The sequence below is a fragment of the Pseudomonas sp. KCJK9000 genome, assembly GCF_046230725.1.
GTDB classification, from domain to species: Bacteria; Pseudomonadota; Gammaproteobacteria; order Pseudomonadales; family Pseudomonadaceae; genus Aquipseudomonas; species Aquipseudomonas promysalinigenes.
The window spans coordinates 1-25,180 of record NZ_JBJJLN010000049.1; the positions used below are offsets into that span (position 1 = coordinate 1).

Consider the following 25,180-nt stretch of genomic DNA (forward strand, 5'->3'; position numbering starts at 1 on the left):
AAAGGTCACAACAATAATGGGCCCCTTACCCCCCCACCCAGACCCCAGGAGCGCTTATGAGCTTCTTCGCTGCCCCGCCCACCGTGGAAACCACGGTTTTTACCCGCCTACCTGACAAATTTCGCGACCCGCGACCTACTGCCTGGGCCAATGCCAACCGCCAAGGCCGAGCCATCGACTCGTTCCTGGAAGGCCCATCGTTCGATCGTCAAGGGCGCCTCTACGTCACCGACATTCCCAACGGCAGAATTTTTCGCATCTCACCGCAGGGCGACTGGGAAATGGTCTGCCAGTACGATGGCTGGCCCAACGGCCTGAAAATTCACCAGGACGGGCGCATCTTCATCACCGACTATAAGCGCGGGATCATGCAGCTGGACCCAGAGACCGGCGCCATCGAGGCCGTGCTCGACTCGGCAGGTTCCGAAAGCTTCAAAGGGGTCAACGACCTGGTATTCGCACCCAACGGCGACCTGTACTTCACCGACCAAGGCCAGACTGGGCTGCAGGATGCCAGCGGCCGCGTCTACAAGCTTGATGCAAGCGGCAACCTGACCTGCCTGCTGAATACCATCCCCAGCCCCAATGGCATCGTCTATGACCCACACCTCAACCACCTGCTGGTGGCAGTGACAAGGGCCCAGCAGATCTGGCGCATCCCGCTGGGCAACGGTTCGATCGTTGGTAAGGTAGGTGTCTTCGCCCAGTTGCACGGCGGCCTTGGCGGGCCTGACGGCCTGGCGCTCGATGCCAACAGCAACCTGTACATCGCCCATACCGGATTCGGCTCGGTGTGGAAGCTGTCGAAAGTCGCCGAACCCTTGCAGCGCATCGTTTCGTGCGCAGGCATCAGCAACACCAACCTGGCCTTCGGCGGCGGCGACGGGCAGACCTTGTACATCACCGAATCGGAAACCGGCAGCATCCTGCAGGTACGCACCACTGCGCCTGGGCTGCCCATGTATTCCCACAGCTGACCCAGCCCCCCCCTGCCAGGGCACACAAAAACTACAAAAGAGTGACGACATGACCCACGAAAACCCCGCAGCCCAGGCGCCGCTCAGCGACGCCGAGGGCGAACGCCTGATGCGCCGCATATTGTGGCGCCTGGTGCCGTTCATTTTTATCTGCTACGTGATCAGCTACCTGGATCGCACCAATGTAGGCTTCGCCGCCATCAGCATGAACCAGGACCTGGGCCTGACCGCAACGATGTTCGGCTGGGCGGCCGGCCTGTTCTTCTTCGGCTATTTCATGTTCGAAATCCCCAGCAACCTGCTGATGCAGCGCTTCGGCGCGCGGGTATGGATTGCGCGGATCATGATTACATGGGGGTTGATCTCCATGGCGACTGCCTTTGCCACGGGGCCGATCAGCTTCAGCATCGCGCGCTTTTTGCTAGGGCTTGCTGAAGCAGGCTTCACACCGGGCGTGTATCTGTACTTCACCTACTGGTTCCCGGGCAAATGGCGGGCAAAAGCCACTGCAGCGTTCCTGCTGGGTATTCCTGTGGCCAACATCGTTGGCTCACCCCTGTCTGGCTGGTTGATGCAGCAACATGACGTATGGGGGCTGAAAAACTGGCAACTGCTACTGGTCACCGAATCGATGCCAGCTGTGCTGCTGGGCATCGCGTGCCTTTTCATCTTGGTCGACACCCCTGCCAAGGCCAAGTGGCTGAGCGTGCGCGAGAAAGCGTGGCTCAACCAGCGCCTTAGCCAAGAGCAGCAGTCGATTGGCGCATCCCACGGCAACACACTGCGGGCTGCTTTGACCAACCCCAAGGTGTTCACCCTGGCAGCCATCAATTTCTGTTGCATCGTCGGTTCGATCGGCATAGGGATGTGGCTACCGCAGATCATCAAAGGGCTGGGCATCGATAGCGGCATTGTGGGCTTTGTGGTTGCACTGCCCTATTTGGTTGGCGCCCTGTGCATGACCATCTGGGCACGCCTGGCCAACCGCAGCACTCATCGCCTGCCTTACGTGGTCAGCGCCTTGGGCTTGGCCGCGGTGGCCTTGGTAGCAGCCGCCCTGCTCGACCAGCCAGTGCTGAAAATCGCCAGTTTGTGCGTGGCAGTGGCAAGCATCCGGTCATTCCAGGCCACGTTCTGGGCCATACCCTCGACCATCCTGACCGGGCGCGCCGCCGCCGGGGGCTTGGCGATGATCGTTTCGATCGGCAACCTGGGCGGCTTCACCGGCCCGTTCCTGATAGGCCTTATCAAAGACAGCACTCAGAGCTTCAGCATGCCCTTCTTCGCCGTGGCATCCATTCTGCTGGTAGGCACCTGCCTGATGCTCTGGCTAGGCGACCCGGCAAAGAAACAGACTCTGCAAGGCCAAGGCCAGCCGGCCTGACGCTCAGCCACCACGGCGCGTGCTGTATTGCCCCAACAACCCCACTACCAGCACCCCGCCAGCGACCCCCAAGGTCGCTGGCGCCCCCCAGCGTGCCGCAACCAAGCCCGCAGCCATACCGCCCAAGGCCTCGAAACCAAAGCGCATGGCGATATAGAACGCGATCACCCGCCCACGCAGATGGCTGGGGGCGCCACTTTGCAATTGCATGTTGGTGCTGACGTTGCTAAGCGTGATACCAAAACCCAATACACCCAGCGCAAACAGTGCCAGTGGCAGTGCTCCGGCCATACACAAGCCGAGCAGCGCAAACGCGCACAGCAGTGCTCCTGCATCGGTGAATTGCCGCAGACGAGACAAGGCACCCCCGAACGCCAGCACCAGCGTAGCCACGAATGCGCCAGCGCCAGCCGCCCCCCATAACCAGCCCAGCACTCGCGCATCACCAGCGAAAACAGCCCTGGCCAGGATGGGCAACAATGCTGCGTAGCAGGACGCCAGCAGGTTGACCATGATCACATTGACCAGCAACTGGCGAACACTGCGGGTTTGCCAAAGATACGCCAGCCCTTCGCGAAACACTTGGGCAGTCGAACCACTGGCTCTGGGGGCAGCTGTGCCGCGCACCTTCAGCAACCCCCCCAGCAAGGCTAGAAAAGCCACAGCTGTGAGGGCGAAACAGGCGGCCTCACCAGCCAGCGCAATCAGCCCACCAGCCAGTGGCGGGCCCACAAACCGCGCGGCATTGATCAGCATGGCATTGAGCACTAGCGCATTCGGGAGGTCGGCTGGATCGTCGACGAAACTGCCGATCAGTGCCTGGCGCAAGGGCGTTTCCAAAGCATTGAGCAAGCCGAGCAACAACGCCATGGCCGCAATGAGTGGACCGTCGATCAAGCCCAGCCAAGTAGCGACCGCCAGTGCCACGGACTGACCGATAAGGACCATTTGCACGATGATCAGCAGCCGACGCTTGTCGTGGCGGTCGATCCAGGCGCCGGCCAAAGGACCTATCAGCAGTTGCGGGGCCAGCGATAGAAAGGTGATCAACCCAAGCAAGACGGCAGAACCAGTCAAGTGATACGCAAGCCAGGCCAACGCAACCTGCTGCACCCACTTGCCCAGCGTAGAAACACCCTGGCCGACGAAATAGATCTGAAAGTTGCGATGAGCCAACGCCCGCACAGCGGCGGGCCAGCGTTTGCGATGCGGTGAAGATGAATCGTACAAGTCTGCGAACCTCAATAGACCCGCGACCGGCACCGAGCTTTCAGCCACTGCGCACCCCATCGCAAGGTGCGCAGCGCATGGAAGATCAGCCTGGAAGCAGGCAGCCTTTTTTCTTCAAGGAGTCCAGGACCCAGGAACGGTCATTGGTACCTTGGGCAATTTTTTCCATCTGTGCGGTTTCGGCAGTGTGCTTGGCGGTGGCCGCGGCATATACCTCAGCGACATGGTCATAAGGCACGCACAGCAGGCCATCGTCATCACCAATCATCAGGTCGCCTGGCTGGACCACCATACCATCAATGGCAATCGGCACGTTGATCTCGCCAGGGCCGTCTTTGTAAGGGCCACGGTGCGAAACCCCGGCCGCGAACAACGGGAAGTCACCCGCGCTGATATTGGCAGCATCGCGGATGGCGCCGTTGATCACGATGCCGGCCACGCCACGCTTGACTGCGTAAGCCACCATCATTTCGCCGATCAGTGCATTGGTCAGATCGCCGCCGGCATCGACCACGATCACGTCACCTGGCTGAGCAATGTCGAGCGCGTAGTGCAGCATCAGGTTGTCACCTGGACGCGCCTTGACAGTCACCGCCGGGCCGCACAGCACCCCTTCTCGGTGCATAGGACGCAGGCGGGCACCGCCTGCCGTCATGCGGTTCATCGAATCGCTGACATTGGCAACCGGCACCTCGCGGTACCGTGCAACCCACTCATCGCCGACTTTACGTGCGCGCTCAAGCACTTGGAAGCCAATGCTCATGTGACATACCTCTATTGGATTTATTCGATGTCATCGACTGCTGCCGAATCTATTTTTAGAATGTCATTTCATAAATGTCGTTGCAATCACTTTTTACACGCGCCAGATGCGTTATATCGTTGGCTGAAATTTTATTATTGCAACAGCGTTTCATTATGCTAGGGTTCCAATCATGCCGCTATGGCGGCTGACTGCCCCCACAAGAACAAGGTATTCACGATGTCACGAACCATTGTGCTGACCGGCCCCGAGCTCGCTGCTGAGGCTATGAACCTGGCTGCCGAACAAGGCATTAGAATCGTTCCCACCACCCCGTACCTGCCGGCCGAAGAGCTGGAAGCCATCATTCGCGCAGAGCAGCCCGATGCCATCGTGGTCCGCCAGGGCGCGTTGACCCGCGCCATGATCGACGCTTCGGCTAACCTGAAGGTGATCGCCAAGCACGGTGTGGGCTACAACACCATCGATATCCAAGCCGCTGCAGACCGCGGCATCCCGGTCTCGATCGCCGTAGGCGCCAATGCGCAGTCTGTGGCAGAGCTGGCCTTCGCGTTGATGTTCAGCGTGGCCCGTCAAACCGCATTGCTGGATGCGCGTATGCGTGATGGGCACTGGGACAAATCCTCGGCCAACGGCATCGAGCTGGCTGGCAAAACCTTGGGCCTGGTTGGCTTAGGGTCCATTGGCGGTATCCTCATGGACCTGGTGGCGCCACTGCGCATGAAGGTCAAGGTATTTGACCCCTACCTCAAACAGCTCCCGGAGCGCCCGCACGTCGAACGTGAAGCGGATTTCGATCGCCTGCTCGCTGAAAGCGATATCATCAGCCTGCATTGCCCGCTGACCGAGACCAATCACAACCTGATTGGCGCAGCCCAGCTTGAACGTATGCGCCCCAGCGCCATCCTGATCAACACTGCCCGTGGTGAGCTGATCGACTCCAACGCTTTGGTCAAAGCGCTTAGCGAGCGACGCATCGCCGGTGCTGGCCTTGACACCTTCAGCCCCGAACCGCCGCCTGCCGACAGCCCGCTGTGGGGCTTGCCCAGTTTGGTTGCCACCCCGCATGTGGGCGCCAATACCAGCGAGGCCCGTGACCGGGTGGCCCTGGTGGCATTGAACCAGATCCTGGATGTCTGGGCGGGCAAAGCTCTGGACCCGCGCTGCGTGGTCAATCGCCATCTGTTCGCCAGCTGATTGCATGCCCCGGCTGCCCCCGTGCGCCCGGGGGCCTTCACTACGCGTCACTCCAGAAAAACAACAATTGGAGAGCATCATGAATTCAGCAACGTCCTTGCCGGATGAACTCGAACGCAGCACCATGCGCCGTGTCGCCTGGCGCCTGCTGCCTTTTCTGATCATCTGCTACCTGATCGCGATCATCGACCGCGGCAACATCGGCATGGCCTCGCTGCAGATGAACGAGGACCTGCAGCTCACGGCCAAGGTATTCGGCTTCGCCAGCAGCCTCTTCTTCTTTGCGTACTTTCTGGTCGAAGTACCCAGCAACCTGGCCATGCAACGTTACGGGGCCCGTATCTGGATCGCCCGCATCATGATCACCTGGGGCCTGATCTCGGCAGGCACAGCCTTCGTTCAGGGCTCCAATTCCCTCTACGTAATGCGGTTTCTGCTGGGCGCAGCCGAGGCTGGGTTCTTCCCAGGCGTCCTGCTGTACCTCACCTACTGGCTGCCGTCGGCTTACCGGGCACGGATGGTGGCGCTGTTCATGGTGGCAATTCCTGCTGCGAATTTCATCGGATCGCCGCTGTCGGGCTTGCTGCTGAGCCTGGATGGCTGGATGGGCATGCGCGGCTGGCACTGGCTGTTCATCCTCGAAGGTATCCCTGCCGTCTTTCTAGGTATCGCCTGCCTATTCGTCCTCACCGACCGCCCCGAGCAGGCCAAATGGTTGACTGACGAGCAACGCGGCTGGCTCACCAAGCGCCTGGCGGATGAGGCATCGAAGAAAACCGCCATTGGCCATATCTCGTTGTGGAAGCTGCTGCGCCACAAAGATATCTGGGTATTGGCGCTGATCTATTCGGGCGCCTCGGCTGCTGGCAGCACCATGAGCGTGTGGGCTCCTCAACTGCTGAAAACCTTCGGCCTGAGTGCCATGGAAATCGGCATGGTCAATGCCATTCCTTACGGCATCGCATCAGTGCTGATGATCATCTGGGGCCGCAGTTCTGACCGTACCGGCGAGCGTCGCTGGCACACGGCAATGACCATGCTGCTGATCGCGGCAGGGCTGCTGATGACGCTGTTCACCTCGTCGCTACCGGCGACTGTGGTGATGCTGACCATGGTGCTGGTGGGTGCGTATTCGATGAAAGGGCCGTTCTGGGCACTGGTATCAGGCTGGTTGTCATCCTCTACCGCCGCAGCTGGCCTTGCTGCCGTAGGCGCCATGGCCAACTTGATCGGGGGAGGTCTGATGGTCAATGCCTATGGTGCGATTCACGACGCCACCGGCAGCTACGCCTTGGCGCTGATGCCCTTGGCCGCACTGTGCTTGGTTGCCGGGGTGGCCGTACTGGTGATCGGCCGCAAGCGCCAACACCAACAAGCTGAAACGGCCGGAGTCGTCGGCGCGAAATAATCCGTAAGTGCAGCACCTCGATGCCCACTTCCTGCCTCAGGAATGTGGGCATCGTCGTTTCACGGCATCACACTCGGCAAGATCCATGTCGAGCTTTCGTCATCGAACCCTCTTAGGCGCCTATCTGAACGGCTGCAGATCGGGCCACATGCAGGCGGCCTGCCCAACACTTGGCCATCGATTTGTGATCTCTGCCGCCGCGCTTGCGTCTGAGATCCTACCCCGGCAGTCATGCTGGGAAGTGACAAGAGAGCCCGCCATGCAAACGCTGTTGAACGAGATTCTCGAAGAAGTACGCCCCTTGATCGGCAAGGGCAAAGTCGCTGACTACATACCCGCTCTGGCCGACGTGCCGGCGCAGCAACTGGGCATTGCTGTCTACGGCAACGATGGCAGCTACCACTGCGCAGGCGACGCCTTGATACCGTTCTCGGTGCAGAGTATTTCCAAGGTCTTCAGCCTGGTCCAGGCGATCGGCCATTCAGGCGAAGCCATTTGGGAGCGACTGGGCCACGAGCCCTCGGGTCAACCTTTCAACTCCTTGGTACAGCTGGAGTTCGAACGCGGCCGCCCGCGCAACCCTTTCATCAATGCCGGCGCACTGGTGATCTGCGATATCAATCAGTCGCGCTTCGCCGCGCCCACCCTGTCGATGCGCGATTTCGTAAGGCGGTTGTCGGGTAACCCGCATATTGCAATCGACGCACGCGTGGCCGATTCGGAATACCAGTTCCGCGCGCGTAACGCGGCCATGGCTTACCTGATGCAATCATTCGGTAACTTTCACAACGAAGTCGAAACGGTACTGCGCAGTTACTTCAGCTACTGCGCGCTGCAGATGAGCTGCCTGGACCTGGCGCGCGCTTTCTGCTTCCTGGCCAACGACGGGTTCTGCAAGCACAGTGGCGAGCAGATCCTCACCCGGCGTCAGACTCAGCAGGTGAACTCGATCATGGCCACCAGCGGGCTTTATGACGAAGCCGGTAACTTTGCTTACCGGGTGGGCTTGCCCGGCAAAAGCGGCGTGGGGGGTGGGATCGTAGCCATCGTTCCGGGGCAGTTCACCGTGTGTGTCTGGTCGCCTGAGCTGAACTCGGCAGGTAACTCCTATGCGGGCATGGCCGCGCTGGAGCTGCTCAGCTCGCGCATCGGCTGGTCAGTCTTCTGACGCTGGCCGCAAGGGTCAGGGTTCGAGGCGCAATCCCCCCATCAAGCAAAAGCACATTGTTGCAGGAGCGGATTCATCCGCTCCAACAGGCCTATCGGCAATGGACGCTCTGAGCTGCGCCCGTTGCGCGGCGGTCAGCGTGATGACACCGACATAGCCACCCAGTCTGCACGGCTCATCTCCCATATTTCGACGGCCATCTGCCCAGCCACGAAGTCGCCTTCCCTGACGCCTACCAAGCGCATGCCCTCATGTTCCGACACCTTGCGTGATGCGTGGTTGGCAACCGCTTTGGGAACCTGCATGACCGGGCGAGCCAGGGTCTGGAACCAATACGCGTTGATAGCCCTGCAGGCCTCGCGCATGTAGCCCCTGCCCCACCATTGTGGTGCGAGCCAGAATCCCCTGTTGTTGCCCGGCTGGTCATACAAACTGATGCTGCCCAGGGTGCAATCGGCATCGTCGCGCATGCGGATCATCCAATGCCACTCACGTCCCTCTGCCATCCCCCGCAGCGCGACGTCTCGTACGTAGGTCAATGCCCCATCATCGGGATACGGCCATGGCACACGCCGATCCAGATAGCGGACAACCTCCCAGCAAGGGAAGAGCTGCTGAATGGTGTCTGAGTCCTCCAGCTGCAGCGGCGTCAATAGCAGGCGGTCTGTAGTCAATGTTGCAAAGCGATCCATGTCGGTCGTTCCTGGCCATCCGTGTGAGGTTTCGATTATGTGTACTGAAGTTTTATTGTGTCGATCGTTTCGCGGCTGGCCAATCTGAACCTCCGCTGCGGGCAATGGATTCAGCTAGGGGTGCGCCAAGCACCCGATCAATAGCTGAATTTCAACGCAAGCTCGCAGTCTCAAAAGCACACAGCCTCCGAGTACGCACCATGATCAGGTTAGCCTTACGCATCGGTTTGGTCGGCGCACTGCTAGGTCTGTTGCTGGGCTGTTCACCTCTGAAAGTGTTGAACCTCCTTACCCCAGACGGCACCTACACCAAAGCATCCAACCTCAAATATGGTAACGACCCACGCAACCAACTGGATGTGTACACGCCCGTCAACCTCACTAGCGACGTACCGGTGGTGGTTTTCTTCTATGGCGGCAGCTGGACCCGCGGCTCACGCAGTGACTACGGTTTCGTCGGTGAGGCTCTGGCAGCGCGTGGCATCGTTGCCGTGATAGCCGATTATCGCCTCTACCCGCAGGTTCACTATCAGGGCTTTCTCGAAGACAGTGCGCAGGCGGTTGGCTGGACCCGCCAACATATCCACCAATACCGTGGCGATCCCAAGCGGCTGTATGTGATGGGGCATAGCGCAGGCGGTTACAACGCCGCCATGATCGCTCTAGACCCTCAATGGCTGGCAGCGGTGAACATGCAGCCGTCAATGCTCAGTGGCTGGATCGGTCTAGCCGGGCCTTACGACTTTCTGCCCATTGAAAACCCAGAAGTGAAACCGATTTTCTTTTTCCCGGACTCCCCACCGGACTCCCAACCGATCAACCATGTTGGCCCCAATTCGCCCCCTGCCCTGTTGATGGCGGCGCAGGACGACTCGCTGGTCAATCCCCAGCGCAACACCGCAGGCATGGCTCGGCGCTTGCGAGAGCAGGGTGTGTCGGTGCGCGAACTCTATTTTTCCAAGCCTGGGCACGGGACATTGGTGGCAGCGTTCGCGCGCCCGATGCGTTGGCTGGCGCCGGTTTTGGACGAAGTGGTGACATTCATCAATGCGCAAGATCCAGCGCCGATAGATTCTCACGAGCGATGAGGCACTGTGCCCAGGCTACGTTACAGCGCGCCAACGCCTGCGTTGGCGCGGATTAGCTTTGTAGCGAACGCAGCCGATAATTTTTTCTCTTTGAGTGCATCCAACCCTGGCGCTGGCGGGTATTGCTAATGGGCGGCTTGAGACCGCCCTGCCTAATGACCTGTCAGGAGCACTCCCAATGACTCGCAAACTTTCTGCCTGCCTGCTTGCCTTCAGCCTCACCCTGGCGTTGCAACCCGCACATGGCCAAACCGCGCTGCCAGATGCGGTCAAAGTGCCGGATGGCCATCGCGTTCTGCTCGAGACTGTCGGCGTCGGCGAGGTCACTTATGAATGCCGCGACAAGAGCAACAGCCCCGGCCAAACCGAATGGACCTTCGTCGGTCCCAAGGCCGTGCTCAATGATCGTGCCGGCAAGCAGGTAGGCGAGTACTTCGGCCCACCCGCCACCTGGCAGGCCAAAGATGGCTCGAAGGTCACCGGCACTCAGCTTGCGGTAGCGCCAGCGGACAAGGGCGCCTTGCCCTACCAATTGGTCAAGGCCAACCCTGCCGAAGGCAAAGGCGCCATGCAGGGCGTGAGCTATATCCAGCGCCTGGCCACCCGCGGCGGCGTGGCTCCAGCCAGTGACTGCACCGTACAAAACAAAGGTGCCAAGCAGGTGGTGCAGTACCAGGCCGACTATGTGTTCTGGACACATAAGTAATACGTTGAACAGACACCTTGCGATTGTTCATCTACGCTCGTTGGCAAGCCCCCGGCTTCAAGGCCGGGGCACCTTGCATGACACAAGGAAGCCACAGACGTTGAACTCGCCGGTCACCCCTTTTGACTTCGGTCGTTGCCTGCAGGCCTGTGCACAGGGCGACCGACGAGCCCTGCAAGCGCTATACGACCACGAAGGCGCGCGGCTACTGGGCGTCGCCCGGCGTATCGCCCGTGACAATGCAACTGCTGAAGACATCGTCCACGATGCTTTCATCCGCATCTGGACCCGTGCTGGTAGCTTCGACCCTGCGCGCGGTTCGGCACAGGGCTGGATCTACAGCATCGTGCGCCACTTGGCCCTCAACGCCATTCGCGATTCCCGGCGTGAAACCGTGCTGGACGATGGGGCCGTCGATATCTCAAGCGGCTTGCAAAATGGCCTGGATGACATCGACCTGTGGTCCGGCTCAGCGAAAATATATCGTTGCCTGGAACAATTGCAGCCCGCGCCACAGCGCTGCATCTTGCACGCTTATGTGGACGGTTGCAGTCACGCCGAGATCGCTGCCCTGTTGGGCGCCCCACTGGGCACCGTCAAAGCCTGGATCAAGCGCAGCCTCCAGGCGCTGCGGGAGTGCTTAGGATGAAACCGGATACTGCCCAAGCAATGGATACCTTGGCCGGCGAGTTCGTCCTGGGTACTTTGCCATCAGAGCAACACGCCGCAGTGCTCCAGCGCCTCGAGCACGATCGGGCCTTACGCGCCATGGTAGATGACTGGGAGACCCGTCTGCTTGAGCTGACTGCGCTGGCTACACCTCACCCACCGAGCGCCCGCCTTTGGGGCCGTATCCAGCGCAGCCTGAATGAACGCGTCACCCCCCAGGCCTGGCCACGGGTCAAATGGTGGCAACGGCTTGGCATGTGGCAAGCGCTGAGCGCTACGGGGCTGGTCGCAAGCGTGTTGCTGGCGTTCACTTTGCTCACCACGCCGCCGCCCACTCCTCAATTTATGGTAGTGCTGGTGGCCCCGAGCACTCAGGCGCCCGGTTGGGTGGTACAGGCCAGCGACAGCCGCATGATCGAGCTGATTCCGCTTGGCAATGAGGCGATCCCCGAGGGTATGGCCTTACAGTTCTGGACCAAGGGCAACCAGTGGCGCGCACCGGTTTCGCTGGGCCTAGTCAAGCCTGGAGAACTTTACCGGCTACCGCTGCAGAGCCTGCCGCCGCTGGAGGCCAACCAATTGTTCGAGCTCACCCTGGAGAAGGCCGGCGGTTCATCCACCGGGCTTCCGACGGGGCCAGTGAAGTTCATCGGCCGTGCTGTGAAAGTGATCTGAGCCGAACTCAAATCATGTTCAGAGTGAGCATCCTTGCTGCACCAGAATCACAATCAAGCACCCGGCCCTTGCGCACTCAAACGCTGCGGGTAACACCGCCGTCTACTTTTATGTTCTGCCCGGTAATGTACGCAGCTCCTTGGCTGGCGAGGAAGGCGATGGTGGCGGCGATTTCCTCACTGGAGCCATAGCGTTTGAGCGGCACAGCGTCGCGGCGCTCCTGCGTGGCCGGGAGGCTGTCGATCCAACCCGGTAGCACATTGTTCATGCGAATATTGTCACCTGCATACTGGTCAGCGAAGATCTTGCTGAACGACGCAAGGCCTGCGCGGAATACTGCCGATGTCGGGAAAAGCTCGCTTGGCTCGAATGTCCACGCACTGGAAATATTGATGATCGCACCACCGCCCTGACGCTGCATGTATGGCGTAACCAGACGGGTTGGGCGAATCACATTGAGCAGGTAGGTTTCCATGCCCTTGTGCCAATCCTCGTCGCTGATGTCCAGTATCGGGGCTCGGGGGCCGTGGCCCGCGCTGTTTACCAGGACGTCAATCCGCCCCCACTTCTGAATGACTCCGTCAACCAGACGTTGCAGGTCTTCGTTGGACTGATTACTGCCAGTGATGCCGATGCCTCCCAGCTGCTGCGCCAGCGCTTCGCCCTTGCCCGAGGATGAAAGAATACCGACTTTGAACCCCTCAGCCGCCAGCCGATGTGCCGCCGCTGCACCCATGCCGCTACCGCCGGCGGTAACGATTGCAACCTTCTCTACTGACATATATCCCCCTGAAATGCTGTTGAACGATGCACGTGATCAGCCTAGCAATACCCATTCACCAGAGAGAGACAACAACGCTTCTATCAGCCAGTAGATTTTATGCAGGCCTTCATTAAGCGAATTTCTTCGCTCCGGCAACGCAGACCACAGCCCCGAGGGTTACAGCAAGCATTGTCGTGCTGACGTGCTCTCCCAACAGCAGCGCCGCCAATCCCAGCCCCATGAACGGCTGCAGCAGTTGCAGTTGGCCTACGGCCGCAATTCCACCCTGCACCAGTCCTCGATACCAGAATACGAAGCCGATCAGCATGCTGAACAACGAAACGTAGCCAAAGCTTAACCAGGCGGCGCCGCTAGCCTTGGTCAAGGCTTCAGGAGCTGGAAGATTGACTATCGTCAGCACCAGCATCAATGGCAACGCTACCAGCAACGCCCAACAGATAACTTGCCAACCGCCCAATCTGCGCGACAGGCGCGCACCCTCGGCATAACCCAACCCGCATACCACTACGGCTGCCATCATCAGCAGGTCACCCAGAACCGAACCGTTGCTCGCGCTCAACCACGCATAGCCCGCCACCAGCCCGGCACCTGCAACTGAAAATAGCCAGAATAACGGCCCAGGGCGTTCACCGCCGCGCAGTACGGCGAACGCTGCAGTGCACATTGGCAACAAACCGACAAAAACGATGGAATGCGCCGAGGTGACATGCTGCAAGGCCAAGGCGGTGAGCAGGGGAAAACCGATTACCACGCCAAGTGCAGTAACTGCCAGCGACGCCACATCCGAGCGTTTGGGCCGAGGCTGGCGCAGCACCATCAAACAACACGCGCCCAGCAGGGCCGCGATGGTAGCCCTGGCGCAGGTCAGAAAGGTGGGTTCGAAAGCGCTTACCGCCATGCGAGTTGCTGGCAATGAGCCGGCGAATATTGCCACGCCCATCAAGCCATTGAGCCAGCCACTGGTTGTCTTTTCCATCAATGAGTCCTCTGCCTGTCAGTGCTCAGTACAGCACTGACAGGCAGACCAGGACCATGTACAGTCCAGTACGGTTCAACCGAACTGTTATGCATTTGAATCCAGCACAGTCGAGGGTGTAATGAAGCGCGACGGCACGCGAATCAAAGCGGTCATGGGAGTGATACAGGCCAGGATCGCCTCCCGGACCTATACCCCTGGCACCCGCATCCCGTCGGTGCGGGCGATGGCCCAGGCCATGCAGGTCTCGGTGTCTACGGTCCTGGAAGCCTATGAGCGCTTGATGGCAGAAGGTGTACTGACCTCGCGGCCTGGCTCAGGTTTTTTCGTGGGAGGGCCAGTCGCACCTTTGGCCCTCACCGAGCTTGGCCCAAAACTCGATCGTGAGGTGGACCCACTCTGGATCTCACGCCAGTCGCTGGAAACCAGCAGTGACGCCCTGAAGCCCGGGTGCGGCTGGCTGCCGGCTTCCTGGATGTACGAAGCCGGCGTGCGCAAAGCGCTACGTGTGGCTGCCCGCTCCGACACCATGAATCTGGCTGAGTATGCGCAACCACTTGGCCATATCCCGCTCAGGCAATTCTTGTCGCGGCGGCTGGGAGGGATCGGGATCGATGCCCCGCTTGAGCAGGTCATGCTGACCGAGTCTGGTACTCACGCCATCGACCTGATCTGCCGCTTTCTGCTGCAGCCCGGTGACACGGTTCTGGTCGATGACCCCTGCTATTTCAATTTTCACGCTTTGCTCAAAGCCCACAGGGTGAATATCGTCGGTGTCCCTTACACCCCGACAGGCCCGGACATCACTGCATTCGGCGCAGCACTGCTCGAACACGAGCCTCGTCTGTACATCACCAATTCCGGTATTCACAACCCAACCGGCGCTAGCCTGTCTGCGGTCACGGCTCATCGGCTGCTGAAGCTGGCCGATGCCACTGACTTGGTGATCGTGGAAGACGATATTTTCGGTGATTTCGAGCATACCCCTGCCCCACGGCTATCGGCCTTCGATGGCCTGGAGCGAGTGATCCAAATCGGCAGTTTCTCAAAGACCATCTCGGCGTCGATCCGCTGCGGCTACATTGCCGCGCGCAGCGACTGGATCGAAGCGCTGGTCGACCTCAAGATCGCCACGACGTTCGGCGGCGGGCGCATGGCCGCAGACATCATCCATCACGCTATCACCGATAGCGGCTACCGAAAGCACATGGAGGGCGTGCGCCAGAGGTTGACCGAGGCAATGGATGAAACAGTGGTGCAGCTACAAGCCATCGGCATCAAACCTTGGGTCGTGCCCCGAGCCGGCATGTACTTGTGGTGCCAATTGCCAGAAGGCGCGGATGCGGCAATGCTGGCCAGAACTTGCCTGCGAGAAGGATTGGTCCTGGCACCTGGCAACGCGTTCAGCCAGGCCATGGCGGCAAAGGACTTCATGCGCTTCAATGTTGCTCAGTCAGCTGACAGCACCATTTACGAGGTGTTGAAACGGGCGCTCAACGCGTAGATCGCACAGGCACTGCGCGGCCTCGGCCCATCTGAGACTTGGTTGATACCTTTCAGGCCAACCAAAATGAACGTTTACCGCTCCCGGCGACTCAATGTACCGTCGCGCGTTTCTCGAGCGGCGAAGGGCAGGATGGATTCTGCAGAATTTTCATGGAGCGAACGGTCATGAGCGTTACGTTGAGATGCCTCAAATGCGAAGGTGAGGAGTTCACCAAGCCGCGACGGTTGTACAGGAAGTCTGTCCTGACATGCCACCGCTGCAACACCATTGCGCTCTATGGCGACCTGCTCGAAGCAGCCGGCCAGCGTTTGATGGCCGACCTCAAAGTCCAGCTATCGCAACTGAAAACCGGCTAGTAGCCTTGAGCGCCGGCTTGCAGATGCCAGGGTCAAACGCCTTGCCCCTGGCCCTGAACATACTGCGGCCCTTGCGCCAGCGAAGACGCAGGGCCGAGCGCGAAAACCTACTTAGTCTGCGGCCTGCTCTACAGGGTTTTGAGCGACCGGTGCAGGTTCCGCCGCTTTCGCCTTGGCGCGGTTCTTGCGGGCCTGGCCGCGCTGGCGCGAGGCTTGTTGCTTGGCATACAGTGCCTGGCCTGCCGTAACTACACCAGCAGGCTGGCCGTTAAGGTCCAGACGCGGGGCATTCTCGACCATGCTGGACCAGTAACGGTTGCCTCGGCACCACGTCGAAATGCCAAGCTTAAGCTGCTCGCTGGTGATACCCAGCAGTTCCAGGTGTTGCTCGGCATCCTTGAAGATGCCCTCTTTGAGCGGAACCTTCGGAGCCGGGTTCACCGGGAAAGCCAACGGGAAATGCTTTTGCAATGGCCAGATGGCCTCCACCGCCGGGTCCTGCTCGCGCACCTTGGCCTGGGAGGCAGGCTTACGCTTGGCGGGGCGCGGGGTGTCGGCTTTTGCCTGCTGCGCTTTTTCAGACCGCAGGCGGTCACGTAATTCAGCTAGTTGTTCAAAACCCATCGTTAATTCACTGCTTCTACGTTGATTGCGTGGTGCAAGGATAAGCCATGCAGCGCTTTCGAGCAGCAGAAAGAGTATGAATTGTCCGTGATTTCGTGCCTGAGCATGACTGATGCAGGCAAAACCACTGTGAATATCGCCTGCCAAGGCCGCCATGACGCCCCAGCTGGCAGTGCTGCCATTACCCCACGAGGTGAAATTTCACTTCACCCGTTCCACTAAGACATTTCTTAAAAATGCCGCCGACACCTGATTTTCGTTGCATGCCTCACCAGGGAAATCTAGGCTCTGTGTCGCTGTCGCCCCACTGCGCTCATCAAGCCCGATCGCATACCTGCGCCGACGTTATCAACGTATCGACTGGAGCACCGATGCTCACTACGCTCGCCATCGCCAACTACCGCTCGATCAAGCACATGGTAATGCCCCTGGGCCAACTCAATTTGGTGACTGGCGCTAACGGCAGCGGTAAATCCAACCTGTACAAAGCACTTCGTCTACTGGCCGAAACGGCCCAGGGGGTTGTCATCGAGGCACTCGCCCGTGAAGGCGGGCTTGGTTCGACCTGGTGGGCCGGGCCCGAAATGAGTGCACGGATGCAGCGCGGTGACGTCCCCATACAGGGTCAGCAACCGAACGAAGCCAAACGCCTGCGCTTGGGCTTTACCACTGAGGATTTCGGTTTTGCCATTTCGCTTGGCCTGCCCATACCCGTACCCTACCCCACTGCATTCATGCTCGACCCCGAGATCAAGAGCGAAGGCATCTGGGGAGGCGGGGCTTATCGGCCAGCCTCGTTGCTGGTCGAGCGCAGAAACGCCATGGTGCGCGCCCGTGATGGGCACGGCTGGACAGTGCTCGATCAACATGCCGATAGCTGCGAAAGTTTTTTCAACATCGTAGGGCGAACCCGGCAAGCACCGGAGATCGGCGAGCTGCGGGCGTTCATCAACGGCTGGCGGTTTTACGACCACTTTCGAATCGACCGGGATGCGCCATGCCGCCACCCGCAACTGGGTACCCGTTCCCCAGTGCTGCACCACGACGGCCGTAACCTAGCCTCCGCGCTGCAGACCATCATCGAAATCGGCGATGTGGAAGACCTATTCGCCGCCCTGGAAGATGCGTTTCCAGGCAGCCGCCTAGCGATCGATGCGCCAGCGGGCGGCCTGTTCAGCGTGCGGCTGCACCAACACGGTTTGCTGCGCCCGCTTAGCGGGGCCGAGTTGTCGGATGGGACACTGCGTTATCTGCTGCTGATGGCCGCGCTGCTGACGCCGCGCCCGCCATCGCTGATGGTGCTCAACGAACCGGAAACCAGCCTGCATACAGACCTGCTCCCAGCACTGGCTCGCCTTGTTATCCGCGCATCACGGCGTAGCCAGGTATGGGTGGTGTCACACAGCCGAGTGCTCATTGACGCGTTGACGGCGTGCGAAGGATGCAATGTGCTGGAGCTGGAAAAGCACCAAGGGCAAACCCAGCTACGAGGGGTTGGATTGCTGGACGAACCGCTGTGGCGATGGATGGACTGAAGGCCAGCACTCGCAAACAGGCGCCGCTCAACACGCCACGAGAAGCTGCTCGGCATTCGTCCCGAACGAATACCTGTAACCTCTGCAGAAGGCCTCCCATTCTTCATTCCCCCACCCGGATCGACGCTTGACCTGCCTCAAATCATGCCTGCTGGCTTTCACAGCGGTCAGCCGCCGGCGAGCTTTCTCGAAATCGAGAAACGCGACCTTGATGTTCGGCTCGCTAAAGTCGATGAAGACATGTTTGAGGTACAGGCAGCCATGCTGCCATCGGCCAGAATTCCACTTAGCCAACAGGCTGCCGTAGGCTTCCAACACTTCGTGATAGCGCCGCTGGCCGATGGACTCACGCATGCCTTGCGCATAAAAATCTTCAAGCGACACATAGCCTTCGAGTGCCGCAGTCACCATTACCGCTTTCCATTCGCCATGGTCCTTCCGGACATCGCTGTGCAGCAGGGACGGCGTGGCTACGCCCAGCGATGCTGCGGCACGCATGGCCTTCGCCTCACGAGCCACCGTTGGGTAGCCGAAAGGATGGCGCAAGCTGCGATAGACATGCCCTACCTGCTGCTTTTTGTAAAACGTCAAACCCTGAAGCTCCACCTTCAGAACGCCGCTTTCACCACCTCTACGGATATTGGGGGGCTCAACCCACACCCCTGCTGCGTCGAGAATATCCTTCATTTCCGGCTGGCCAGGCCCTGAGTCGTTCGAATTATTGTAAGTCATGGGGAACCTGCTGGTTGAGTGGCTAATTAGCCTGAAGTCTCAGAATATAGTAAGCAAATTGCCGAAAATACCTTTTTTATCTGCAATTGCGCTGCTTGCCTCGAATAGGCATCCCTCGCAGAGGTTCAGGAAGAGGGTTCAACCTTTGATCGTCCACAGCTGATCGATCCGCGTGGTATAGGACTGGCTCATCATCTCCCGCTTCATCCCCCAATCTGGGGCCGCCGGTACCGTAGCGGCACGCATCGTTCCGCTACCCCAGCGCTGGTTGATGTCATCCATTACTTGCATCAGTCGGTCACAAGATACCGGCTGCTTAAGGGCAAACAGATCTTGCGAGAATTCACCCGGCCGCCTCAGGTCCAGTAGCAGCACCTCAGCCTTGCTGTACCGGTAGCCGGGGCGAAAAATGCGCGCGACGGCATCTGTAGCCAGCCTTGTCATCAGCAACGTGTCACTTGTGGGGTAAGGCAACTCCACCAGAGCGCCCTGAGCATGGTGGGCTTCATCCGGATTGAACATCCCCGTGCGGATGCTTACTCGCATACGCTTGCACACCGAACCCTGGGCCCGTAGCTTTTCAGCGGCTCGGCCTACGTAGGTGGCCACTGCCTGCTTGATGGGCGCCAGCTCGCTCAAGCGCTTGCCGAACATTCGACTGCTGCAGATTTCCTGCTTGGGCGGCTCGACTTCATCGAGGTCCAGGCAAGCGGTGCCGGCCAGCTCCCGCGCGGTCTTCTCAACCACCACGCTGAATCTCTGTCGCAGCGTCCAGGCATCCGCCTTGGCAAGGTCCATTGCCGTGATGATCCCCATGGCTTCAAGGTGCGCGGTCATCTTTCGGCCGATACCCCATACCTCCTTGACCTTGGTGTTGCGCAAAACCCAATCCCTTTTTACCGGCTCGGTAATGTCGACCACCCCGCCCGTGTGGCTGAGCAGCCGCTTGGCGGTATGATTGGCCAGCTTCGCAAGCGTCTTGGTACGCGCGATGCCCACCCCTACCGGAATGCCCGTGCGTTGCATAATGCGTAAGCGCAGGCCATGGCCAAAGTTGGTCAAGTTCTCTTGAATGCCGGACAGATCCGCAAAGCATTCGTCGATGCTGTACACCTCGGTGCCCGGTACCATCGACTCGATGAGCGTCATGACGCGTTCACTCATGTCGCCATACAGCGCATAGTTGCTGCTGAACGCCACGACTCCATGGCGGCGGAGCTTCTCCTTGGCCTGAAAATACGGCTCACCCATTTTCACGAAAGGCTTGGCGTCGTATGACCGGGCAATCACGCAGCCATCGTTGTTGCTCAAGACCACGATAGGCGTCTTGGCGAGGTCTGGGCGGAATACGCGCTCGCAACTGGCATAGAATGAGTTGCAGTCGATAAGCGCGAACACCTGATCATTGCGCATGATCACGCACGCTGTAACGCACCACGCCCCACACCATCAAGTCGTCACCTTCCATCACATAGCGCGGGGGGTAGGCGGTATTCTCCGATTTAAGGATCACCACGCCATCGCGCCGATGCAGGCGTTTGCACACCGGCTCGCTATTGATGGCTGCGATCACGATATCGCCATGCGCGGCCTCCCTGCTGCGGTCCACAATGACCAGGTCGCCAGAATAGATACCGGCACCCTGCATACTGTCGCCTTCCACTCTCACCAGATACACATGGGGCGCGCGAATGTCGAATAACTCATCAAGGGAAAGGTGGCCTTCCAGATGGTCCGCTGCAGGCGAGGGAAAGCCGGCTGGAACATTGAAGCCGTATAACGCATGGGATTCAGAGCCTTCAGGCGGCGTACTAAAAATTGTGATGGTCATGGGAGGAAGTCCGATGCAAACTGTATGCATATACAGTTAATCGTTCATCGCGCAGACGGTCAATGCTGAACAATGAGATTTCAGACGGACGAGAGGTGAAAAATGTGCGGGCGCTACTCGATCTATGAATCCATGGACCACTACCTGAAGCAGCTGGCCCTCGATCTGGTGGTCATCAATGGATATGACCATGAACCGATCAATCGCTTCAACGTCGCGCCGGCAACCCGTGTCGAGCTGATTCACCAGGTCGAGCAGGGCTTGCGCGTGGATCGAGTCAAGTGGGGATGGTCACCCATGTGGGCAAAGAGCAAACGCCCTGCCCCCATCAATGCCAGGGCAGAAACGGTGATGACAGGGCGGTTTTTCAAGGAGCTGTGGCCATTCTCCCGGGCCCTGGCGCCAGCCAATGGGTGGTTCGAATGGGTATCTGCCCCCGGCAACCCCAGGCAGAAACAGCCCTACTACATCACCAGGGTGAACGGCGAACCACTTTACTTCGCAGCGCTGGCACAGGTGCAGACGGGCATCGAAGGCAACGAGCGCGATGGTTTCGTGATCATCACGGCCGCAGCGGACCAAGGTTTGATAGACGTGCACGACCGCAAACCATTGGTGCTCACGGCCGACCTGGCCAGAGAGTGGCTGGACCCCGCCACCGTGCCCGCCCGCGCAGCGCAGATAGTGGCATCGGGCTGCAGCCCAGCCACAGACTTTCGCTGGTTCCCCGTTGCCAAGGCCGTGGGGAACGTGAAAAACCAGGGTGCCGACTTGATCGAACCGCTCGATGACGCGTGTCAACAGGGCACACTCGAGTTTTGAGCGCGATAGGCTGGAAAAAAATTGAATCAGTCAATTGCCCGACCGGTCAGGATTTATGAACGTAGTAAATCTGACGAGGTGACAGCAATGACTATCCAAGCAGAGACACTCGCTCAACTTGCCGAAGCTCTCCAAGAGCGCGGCATGACCCTTGTAACCGATGTGGTATTCACCAGGGCGCCGTACCGGCACAACCACCGTTGGATCTGCATCGTAGAATAAAAAAACCGGTTGCCGGCGGTTTGGAGCTACGCTCCACCGCCGGCCCTTTTGTGTCAGGCGTATAAATGCCGGACCCTGGTTTCAGACAACTTGTATATCTGAAAATCCAAGGACCTCAGCCTGCTCCAGGATCTGCTCAGGGCTAGCATCGGCTGGCGGCATCACCAGGCTATTCTCACCATCGCCGAAATGCAGCAGCATCACATGCAGCGCAGCCTCGTGAACAGGCAACCGAGGCTGCTTCAGGTCAAAGGTGTGAGTGGACGGCTGGCCGTCGTGGCAGTAGCGAACGGTATATACAGGCATGAGCACCTCGAAGGTAGAGAAAAGACTCAATACCTGACCGGCAGGACAGGAAATAATTCAGGTCCGCTCAAGTTCAAGCCCGGCTGCCACCTTTTCAGAGGTTGAGCTTGATCTGGGTGATATGCTCCGGGCCGATGCCACAGCAGCCGCCGATCAAGCTAGCCCCTCGCCCGCGCCAATCGCGAGCCCATGCCAGATAACCCGGCGGGTCCAGGTCTTCACGTAGTTCGTCGAGGCCATCGTTGGCAGTCGCTTGCTTCGATTGCGGCGGGAAGGCATTGGCATAAGCACCAATGGCGATGTCCGCCTGGCGTGCCTCGATGATCGAACGGGCAACATCCAGCGCCGCGCCGATCACCTCTGGCTGGCTACAGTTGAACAGCAGCGCTGCAACACCCAGTTCCGCCACGGCTTCGACAGCATCGGCCACCGGCTCGCCGGAACGTAGGCGCGGCACGCTGTCGACATCCTCGTCCTGCAGGGTGAACGATACCCAGAACGGCTTGCCGTCGGCAGGCAGATGGCTATGGATGGCCCGCACCTCGGCAATCGAGCTCTGGGTTTCCGCCAGCCAAAGGTCCACATTTGGCGCCAGCCCTTCCAGCAGCGGCTTGAGCACTTCAGCCACTCGCTGCGGCTGGAACAGGTCCGGCCGGTAAGAACCGAACAGCGGCGGCAACGACCCCGCTACCCGAACTGGCTGCGCGCTGGCATTAGCCGCCCGGCGTGCCAACTGGCCTGCCACTGTGGCCAGTTGCAGGCCCTCCTGAGCGAAACGCTCTTCGCCGATATGGAATGGCACCACCGCATAGCTATTGCTGGTGATCACCTGCGCACCGGCGGCGATGAATGCAGCATGCACCCCCACTACTGCCTCGGGCGCCTCGCTCAGGGCCAACGCCGACCACTCGGGCTGACGGAACGGCGCGCCGCTACGCTGCAATTCCCGGCCCATGCCACCATCCAGCACTACCAACGCTCGTTGTTTCATATAACTACTCTGAAGGTTCTTATGAATAAAATTCACTAGGTATGAATGATTTATAACTATTTAATACGCAACTTCAGTTTTGGCCAACTTTTCAGGTATTTATATGCGCATCCCCGCCCTGCTCGGCGCGAGCCTGCTATTGCTCGCTACCGCTACTCAAACCCTCGCCGGCACTACGCTTGAGCGCGTCGAGTCGAATAAGGAAATGGTGAACGTGCTGATGGAAAGCTACCCGCCGTTCTCGTTCCTCAACGATCAGAACCAGCTCGACGGCTTCGATGTCGACGTGGCCAGGGCGGTGGCGCAGAAACTTGGGGTCAAGCTGCGCCTGGAAACTCCGTCCTGGGACGTGATCGCCGCCGGCCGCTGGAGTGGGCGCTACGACATCTGCATTTGCTCGATGACTCCGAGCAAAGCACGCGCTGAGGTCTTCGCCTTCCCAGTGGAGTACTACGCCTCGCCTGCTGTCATCGTGGTCAATGCCAACGATGAACGCATCCACAGCGCCAAGGATCTGAATGGCCGCAAGGTAGGCCTGACCGCAGCGTCGAGTTATGAAAGCTACCTGAACAAGAATTTGGTGATCGAAGGCGACGAGGACCGTCAGATCGACTACCCGTTCGAGGCCGTGCAGGTAGCGCCCTACGACACCGATAACGTCGCTTTCCAGGACTTGGGCCTGGGTGCAGGCGTACGTTTGGACGCCATCCTCACCAACCTGGTAACCGCCAAGCCGCGCCTGGATGAGGACAAGCGTTTCAAGCTGGCCGGCGCCCCGTTGTATGAAGAGCCGAACTCGGTAGCCATCGAGAAAGGCGACCCAGAATGGGACGCCAAGGTGCGTCAGGTGTTCGCCGAGCTGAAAGCTGATGGCACGCTGGCGAAGATTTCGCAGAAATGGATCGGCGCCGATATCAGCAAATGAGCACGTTCCCTCCCGCACCCAAACCTGCGGCCCGCAGCACGACCACCGGCCTGTTCGGTTTTCGTACCCGGTTGTACCTGACCTGGCTGGCCCTGTTCGCCCTGTTCGTAGCGTTTTTCCTAAGCTTCGACCTGAAGTTTGCGATCATCGTAGAAAAGTTTCCCAACCTCGCTGGTTTCAAGCTAGGGCCCAATGGTTTTCTGCAGGGTGCGGCGCTGACCCTGTTCCTGTGCCTGTGCTCGATGGTCGTGTCAGTGATGCTGGGTTTTGCTGCTGCGCTTGCGCGGCTGTCTAAGAGCGCAGTGCTGGTGGGCATCGCCAGCTTCTACACATCGTTCTTTCGTGGCACGCCGCTGCTGATCCAGATTCTGCTCATTTACCTGGGCCTGCCGCAGGTGGGCCTGGTGCCTGGAGCCATCAGTGCCGGCATCATTGCGTTGTCGTTGAACTACGGTGCGTACCTGAGCGAAATCTTCCGCGCTGGTATTCTTGGCGTAGCTCGCGGCCAGCGCGAGGCCGCCGTGGCGCTTGGCATGCGGCCAGTGCAGACTTTCTGCAGCATCGTGCTGCCTCAAGCCATGCGGGTGATCATTCCGCCTACTGCCAACCAGTTCATCTCGATGCTCAAAGACTCGTCGCTGATCTCGGTGATGGGGGTTTGGGAGGTAATGTTTTTGGCGCAGTCGTACGGGCGCTCGAGCTACCGCTACCTTGAGATGCTGACCACCGCAGCAGTGATCTACTGGGTACTGTCGATCTTGCTGGAGCTTGTACAGGCGCGGCTTGAAAGGCATTTCGGCAAGGCCTATCAGCGCTGATCGCACACCGGTAGGCGCAGGTTCACTCGCCAATGGGCCGCACAGCGGCCCATGTGATCGACGAATCCATCACTCCGCGCCTGGTGGAATACCGTCCTTGTTCTTGTCTTTGAGCCGCGCTTTTTCCTCCTCCGTCGAGTGAGCAGGGACCTCGGATTGCTGCGGGTCTTGTTGGTGATCTGTCATGGTATTGCCCTCACAAGTACTGTCTGAGATGTGAATGCGCGAACAGGGCAATGGTTCCTGAGTAGATGCCAAGCGTATCGATCCAGGGCCTGGCCATTGCAGCGGCGATGATCAGGACAACCCAACGCTGCCCGCAGATTCCGCCAAAATAGCGCTACCATTTGTCGAAAAAAAACGATTCAGCCATCAGATTTTGTGCGGTCAAGCCGATAAGCCGGTTATCACCTCGAATCGGAACGTCACCCATGAAAGGCTTTGCCGCTGCAACACTGTTATGCGCTGTCTCCAATCTCTGCCTCGCCGCAGAGGAAATGCCGCTGCATGGCACCATCCACTTCTCCGGCGCGGTGGTAGGCAGTACTTGTACCCTCAGCGGTAACGCCGAACATGGCCTTTCCGAGCATTGTCCCGAGGATGCCGTGCGGCAGACTCTGAGCGTCAAGCCAGTGGGTACAACTGAGGGGATAAGCATCAGCGCCGCGCCCCAATCAAGGCGCGGCGATGAAAGCGAGCAAAAGTACATACTGGTTGGCTCAGCTGGCAACCCTATCACCCGGGGTCAGTATGTCATCACCCAAGCACTGCAATGACGGATTGATCGACCTAAG

General features: G+C 59.4%; 28 protein-coding genes. 17 read left to right on the forward strand and 11 right to left on the reverse strand.

The window, feature by feature from the left end; genetic code table 11:
* Positions 1–56 precede the first annotated feature (56 nt).
* Positions 57–977: an SMP-30/gluconolactonase/LRE family protein gene (locus ACK59H_RS18460; protein WP_060478462.1), complete on the forward strand. Its 921-nt coding sequence runs from the start codon at positions 57–59 to the stop codon at positions 975–977.
* 49 nt (positions 978–1,026) lie between these two features.
* Positions 1,027–2,361 carry an MFS transporter gene (locus tag ACK59H_RS18465; RefSeq protein ID WP_409264758.1) on the forward strand — a complete coding sequence of 445 codons (1,335 nt, stop codon included), beginning with the start codon at positions 1,027–1,029 and terminating at the stop codon, positions 2,359–2,361.
* Between the two features lie 3 nt (positions 2,362–2,364).
* On the opposite strand, the gene ACK59H_RS18470 is transcribed toward ACK59H_RS18465, so the two are convergent.
* Both ACK59H_RS18470 and ACK59H_RS18475 read right to left on the reverse strand, forming a co-directional pair.
* Complete coding sequence (locus tag ACK59H_RS18470) at positions 2,365–3,591, reverse strand: MFS transporter (protein ID WP_371326774.1); 1,227 nt, start codon at positions 3,589–3,591, stop codon at positions 2,365–2,367.
* Positions 3,592–3,676: 85 nt separating this feature from the next.
* A complete protein-coding gene (locus tag ACK59H_RS18475; protein WP_060478464.1) occupies positions 3,677–4,354 on the reverse strand; it encodes an RraA family protein in 678 nt (225 codons plus the stop codon).
* Positions 4,355–4,573: 219 nt separating this feature from the next.
* On the opposite strand from ACK59H_RS18475, the gene ACK59H_RS18480 reads away from it, so the two are divergent.
* From ACK59H_RS18480 to glsB, 3 genes are all read left to right on the forward strand, one after another.
* Positions 4,574–5,551 (forward strand): hydroxyacid dehydrogenase, encoded by a 978-nt coding sequence (locus ACK59H_RS18480; RefSeq protein WP_060478465.1) that lies wholly within the window; start codon positions 4,574–4,576, stop codon positions 5,549–5,551.
* A 79-nt stretch (positions 5,552–5,630) separates the two neighbouring features.
* Positions 5,631–6,959, forward strand: coding sequence for an MFS transporter (locus ACK59H_RS18485; protein ID WP_060478466.1), 1,329 nt, complete (start codon positions 5,631–5,633; stop codon positions 6,957–6,959).
* A 259-nt stretch (positions 6,960–7,218) separates the two neighbouring features.
* The gene (gene glsB, locus ACK59H_RS18490) at positions 7,219–8,127 is read left to right on the forward strand and encodes a glutaminase B (RefSeq protein WP_060478467.1); all 909 of its coding nucleotides are present in this window, start codon (positions 7,219–7,221) and stop codon (positions 8,125–8,127) included.
* A gap of 134 nt (positions 8,128–8,261) precedes the next feature.
* Here glsB and ACK59H_RS18495 read toward each other — a convergent pair whose 3' ends face one another.
* On the reverse strand, positions 8,262–8,819 hold the full coding sequence (locus ACK59H_RS18495; protein WP_409264759.1) for a GNAT family N-acetyltransferase; N-acetyltransferase: 558 nt from the start codon (positions 8,817–8,819) through the stop codon (positions 8,262–8,264).
* A 200-nt stretch (positions 8,820–9,019) separates the two neighbouring features.
* Here ACK59H_RS18495 and ACK59H_RS18500 point away from each other — a divergent pair, with 200 nt between their 5' ends.
* From ACK59H_RS18500 to ACK59H_RS18515, 4 genes are all read left to right on the forward strand, one after another.
* Positions 9,020–9,907: an alpha/beta hydrolase gene (locus ACK59H_RS18500; protein WP_060478469.1), complete on the forward strand. Its 888-nt coding sequence runs from the start codon at positions 9,020–9,022 to the stop codon at positions 9,905–9,907.
* A gap of 178 nt (positions 9,908–10,085) precedes the next feature.
* Positions 10,086–10,613: a DUF3455 domain-containing protein gene (locus ACK59H_RS18505; protein WP_060478470.1), complete on the forward strand. Its 528-nt coding sequence runs from the start codon at positions 10,086–10,088 to the stop codon at positions 10,611–10,613.
* 100 nt (positions 10,614–10,713) lie between these two features.
* Positions 10,714–11,262 carry a sigma-70 family RNA polymerase sigma factor gene (locus ACK59H_RS18510; RefSeq protein ID WP_060478471.1) on the forward strand — a complete coding sequence of 183 codons (549 nt, stop codon included), beginning with the start codon at positions 10,714–10,716 and terminating at the stop codon, positions 11,260–11,262.
* Positions 11,259–11,957, forward strand: a complete 699-nt coding sequence (locus ACK59H_RS18515; RefSeq protein ID WP_060478472.1) for an anti-sigma factor domain-containing protein — start codon at positions 11,259–11,261, stop codon at positions 11,955–11,957. The genes ACK59H_RS18510 and ACK59H_RS18515 overlap by 4 nt, the downstream gene beginning before the upstream one ends.
* Positions 11,958–12,033: 76 nt before the next feature.
* On the opposite strand, the gene ACK59H_RS18520 is transcribed toward ACK59H_RS18515, so the two are convergent.
* On the reverse strand, positions 12,034–12,738 hold the full coding sequence (locus tag ACK59H_RS18520; protein WP_060478473.1) for an SDR family oxidoreductase: 705 nt from the start codon (positions 12,736–12,738) through the stop codon (positions 12,034–12,036).
* 112 nt (positions 12,739–12,850) lie between these two features.
* Entirely contained in the window at positions 12,851–13,717 is an 867-nt protein-coding gene (locus ACK59H_RS18525; RefSeq protein WP_060478474.1) for a DMT family transporter, read from the reverse strand.
* 121 nt (positions 13,718–13,838) lie between these two features.
* Here ACK59H_RS18525 and ACK59H_RS18530 point away from each other — a divergent pair, with 121 nt between their 5' ends.
* Positions 13,839–15,221: a PLP-dependent aminotransferase family protein gene (locus ACK59H_RS18530; protein WP_060478475.1), complete on the forward strand. Its 1,383-nt coding sequence runs from the start codon at positions 13,839–13,841 to the stop codon at positions 15,219–15,221.
* Between the two features lie 167 nt (positions 15,222–15,388).
* Positions 15,389–15,580 (forward strand): hypothetical protein, encoded by a 192-nt coding sequence (locus tag ACK59H_RS18535; RefSeq protein WP_225915485.1) that lies wholly within the window; start codon positions 15,389–15,391, stop codon positions 15,578–15,580.
* 111 nt (positions 15,581–15,691) lie between these two features.
* Here ACK59H_RS18535 and ACK59H_RS18540 read toward each other — a convergent pair whose 3' ends face one another.
* The gene (locus ACK59H_RS18540; protein ID WP_261743578.1) at positions 15,692–16,204 is read right to left on the reverse strand and encodes a ProQ/FinO family protein; all 513 of its coding nucleotides are present in this window, start codon (positions 16,202–16,204) and stop codon (positions 15,692–15,694) included.
* A gap of 371 nt (positions 16,205–16,575) precedes the next feature.
* On the opposite strand from ACK59H_RS18540, the gene ACK59H_RS18545 reads away from it, so the two are divergent.
* Positions 16,576–17,739: an AAA family ATPase gene (locus ACK59H_RS18545; RefSeq protein ID WP_409264760.1), complete on the forward strand. Its 1,164-nt coding sequence runs from the start codon at positions 16,576–16,578 to the stop codon at positions 17,737–17,739.
* A gap of 27 nt (positions 17,740–17,766) precedes the next feature.
* On the opposite strand, the gene ACK59H_RS18550 is transcribed toward ACK59H_RS18545, so the two are convergent.
* The 3 genes from ACK59H_RS18550 to ACK59H_RS18560 form a co-directional block, all read right to left on the reverse strand.
* A complete protein-coding gene (locus tag ACK59H_RS18550) occupies positions 17,767–18,471 on the reverse strand; it encodes a lipopolysaccharide kinase InaA family protein (protein ID WP_060480649.1) in 705 nt (234 codons plus the stop codon).
* Positions 18,472–18,609: 138 nt separating this feature from the next.
* Positions 18,610–19,884, reverse strand: coding sequence for a Y-family DNA polymerase (locus ACK59H_RS18555; protein WP_409264761.1), 1,275 nt, complete (start codon positions 19,882–19,884; stop codon positions 18,610–18,612).
* Positions 19,874–20,302, reverse strand: a complete 429-nt coding sequence (locus tag ACK59H_RS18560) for a LexA family transcriptional regulator (protein ID WP_060480238.1) — start codon at positions 20,300–20,302, stop codon at positions 19,874–19,876. The genes ACK59H_RS18555 and ACK59H_RS18560 overlap by 11 nt, the downstream gene beginning before the upstream one ends.
* Before the next feature lie 102 nt (positions 20,303–20,404).
* On the opposite strand from ACK59H_RS18560, the gene ACK59H_RS18565 reads away from it, so the two are divergent.
* Together ACK59H_RS18565 and ACK59H_RS18570 are read left to right on the forward strand one after the other, a co-directional pair.
* Positions 20,405–21,124 carry an SOS response-associated peptidase family protein gene (locus ACK59H_RS18565; protein ID WP_409264762.1) on the forward strand — a complete coding sequence of 240 codons (720 nt, stop codon included), beginning with the start codon at positions 20,405–20,407 and terminating at the stop codon, positions 21,122–21,124.
* A gap of 87 nt (positions 21,125–21,211) precedes the next feature.
* Positions 21,212–21,346 carry a hypothetical protein gene (locus ACK59H_RS18570; RefSeq protein ID WP_261743581.1) on the forward strand — a complete coding sequence of 45 codons (135 nt, stop codon included), beginning with the start codon at positions 21,212–21,214 and terminating at the stop codon, positions 21,344–21,346.
* Between the two features lie 81 nt (positions 21,347–21,427).
* On the opposite strand, the gene ACK59H_RS18575 is transcribed toward ACK59H_RS18570, so the two are convergent.
* On the reverse strand, positions 21,428–21,652 hold the full coding sequence (locus tag ACK59H_RS18575) for a hypothetical protein (RefSeq protein ID WP_060480240.1): 225 nt from the start codon (positions 21,650–21,652) through the stop codon (positions 21,428–21,430).
* A gap of 94 nt (positions 21,653–21,746) precedes the next feature.
* Positions 21,747–22,643: a homocysteine S-methyltransferase family protein gene (locus ACK59H_RS18580; protein ID WP_060480241.1), complete on the reverse strand. Its 897-nt coding sequence runs from the start codon at positions 22,641–22,643 to the stop codon at positions 21,747–21,749.
* Positions 22,644–22,746: 103 nt separating this feature from the next.
* Between ACK59H_RS18580 and ACK59H_RS18585 the strand changes: the two genes are divergently transcribed.
* From ACK59H_RS18585 to ACK59H_RS18595, 3 genes are all read left to right on the forward strand, one after another.
* Positions 22,747–23,568: an ABC transporter substrate-binding protein gene (locus ACK59H_RS18585; RefSeq protein WP_060480242.1), complete on the forward strand. Its 822-nt coding sequence runs from the start codon at positions 22,747–22,749 to the stop codon at positions 23,566–23,568.
* Positions 23,565–24,386: an amino acid ABC transporter permease gene (locus tag ACK59H_RS18590; RefSeq protein WP_397467971.1), complete on the forward strand. Its 822-nt coding sequence runs from the start codon at positions 23,565–23,567 to the stop codon at positions 24,384–24,386. The genes ACK59H_RS18585 and ACK59H_RS18590 overlap by 4 nt, the downstream gene beginning before the upstream one ends.
* Before the next feature lie 431 nt (positions 24,387–24,817).
* A complete protein-coding gene (locus ACK59H_RS18595) occupies positions 24,818–25,162 on the forward strand; it encodes a type 1 fimbrial protein (protein ID WP_060480244.1) in 345 nt (114 codons plus the stop codon).
* The last annotated feature ends 18 nt before the right edge of the window (positions 25,163–25,180 follow it).

What these genes read in the sequence shown, in the direction of transcription:
- ACK59H_RS18590 (WP_397467971.1), top strand. Translation starts at nt 23,565, where the DNA reads ATGAGCACGTTCCCTCCCGCACCCAAACCTGCGGCCCGCAGCACGACC.
- ACK59H_RS18535 (WP_225915485.1), top strand. Translation starts at nt 15,389, where the DNA reads ATGAGCGTTACGTTGAGATGCCTCAAATGCGAAGGTGAGGAGTTCACC.
- ACK59H_RS18505 (WP_060478470.1), top strand. Translation starts at nt 10,086, where the DNA reads ATGACTCGCAAACTTTCTGCCTGCCTGCTTGCCTTCAGCCTCACCCTG.
- ACK59H_RS18530 (WP_060478475.1), top strand. Translation starts at nt 13,839, where the DNA reads ATGAAGCGCGACGGCACGCGAATCAAAGCGGTCATGGGAGTGATACAG.
- ACK59H_RS18500 (WP_060478469.1), top strand. Translation starts at nt 9,020, where the DNA reads ATGATCAGGTTAGCCTTACGCATCGGTTTGGTCGGCGCACTGCTAGGT.
- ACK59H_RS18595 (WP_060480244.1), top strand. Translation starts at nt 24,818, where the DNA reads ATGAAAGGCTTTGCCGCTGCAACACTGTTATGCGCTGTCTCCAATCTC.
- ACK59H_RS18520 (WP_060478473.1), bottom strand. Translation starts at nt 12,738, where the DNA reads ATGTCAGTAGAGAAGGTTGCAATCGTTACCGCCGGCGGTAGCGGCATG.
- ACK59H_RS18545 (WP_409264760.1), top strand. Translation starts at nt 16,576, where the DNA reads ATGCTCACTACGCTCGCCATCGCCAACTACCGCTCGATCAAGCACATG.
- ACK59H_RS18465 (WP_409264758.1), top strand. Translation starts at nt 1,027, where the DNA reads ATGACCCACGAAAACCCCGCAGCCCAGGCGCCGCTCAGCGACGCCGAG.
- ACK59H_RS18525 (WP_060478474.1), bottom strand. Translation starts at nt 13,717, where the DNA reads ATGGAAAAGACAACCAGTGGCTGGCTCAATGGCTTGATGGGCGTGGCA.
- ACK59H_RS18585 (WP_060480242.1), top strand. Translation starts at nt 22,747, where the DNA reads ATGCGCATCCCCGCCCTGCTCGGCGCGAGCCTGCTATTGCTCGCTACC.
- ACK59H_RS18485 (WP_060478466.1), top strand. Translation starts at nt 5,631, where the DNA reads ATGAATTCAGCAACGTCCTTGCCGGATGAACTCGAACGCAGCACCATG.
- ACK59H_RS18570 (WP_261743581.1), top strand. Translation starts at nt 21,212, where the DNA reads ATGACTATCCAAGCAGAGACACTCGCTCAACTTGCCGAAGCTCTCCAA.
- ACK59H_RS18565 (WP_409264762.1), top strand. Translation starts at nt 20,405, where the DNA reads ATGTGCGGGCGCTACTCGATCTATGAATCCATGGACCACTACCTGAAG.
- ACK59H_RS18480 (WP_060478465.1), top strand. Translation starts at nt 4,574, where the DNA reads ATGTCACGAACCATTGTGCTGACCGGCCCCGAGCTCGCTGCTGAGGCT.
- ACK59H_RS18550 (WP_060480649.1), bottom strand. Translation starts at nt 18,471, where the DNA reads ATGACTTACAATAATTCGAACGACTCAGGGCCTGGCCAGCCGGAAATG.
- ACK59H_RS18540 (WP_261743578.1), bottom strand. Translation starts at nt 16,204, where the DNA reads ATGGGTTTTGAACAACTAGCTGAATTACGTGACCGCCTGCGGTCTGAA.
- ACK59H_RS18515 (WP_060478472.1), top strand. Translation starts at nt 11,259, where the DNA reads ATGAAACCGGATACTGCCCAAGCAATGGATACCTTGGCCGGCGAGTTC.
- ACK59H_RS18555 (WP_409264761.1), bottom strand. Translation starts at nt 19,884, where the DNA reads ATGCGCAATGATCAGGTGTTCGCGCTTATCGACTGCAACTCATTCTAT.
- ACK59H_RS18575 (WP_060480240.1), bottom strand. Translation starts at nt 21,652, where the DNA reads ATGCCTGTATATACCGTTCGCTACTGCCACGACGGCCAGCCGTCCACT.
- glsB (WP_060478467.1), top strand. Translation starts at nt 7,219, where the DNA reads ATGCAAACGCTGTTGAACGAGATTCTCGAAGAAGTACGCCCCTTGATC.
- ACK59H_RS18475 (WP_060478464.1), bottom strand. Translation starts at nt 4,354, where the DNA reads ATGAGCATTGGCTTCCAAGTGCTTGAGCGCGCACGTAAAGTCGGCGAT.
- ACK59H_RS18560 (WP_060480238.1), bottom strand. Translation starts at nt 20,302, where the DNA reads ATGACCATCACAATTTTTAGTACGCCGCCTGAAGGCTCTGAATCCCAT.
- ACK59H_RS18460 (WP_060478462.1), top strand. Translation starts at nt 57, where the DNA reads ATGAGCTTCTTCGCTGCCCCGCCCACCGTGGAAACCACGGTTTTTACC.
- ACK59H_RS18580 (WP_060480241.1), bottom strand. Translation starts at nt 22,643, where the DNA reads ATGAAACAACGAGCGTTGGTAGTGCTGGATGGTGGCATGGGCCGGGAA.
- ACK59H_RS18495 (WP_409264759.1), bottom strand. Translation starts at nt 8,819, where the DNA reads ATGGATCGCTTTGCAACATTGACTACAGACCGCCTGCTATTGACGCCG.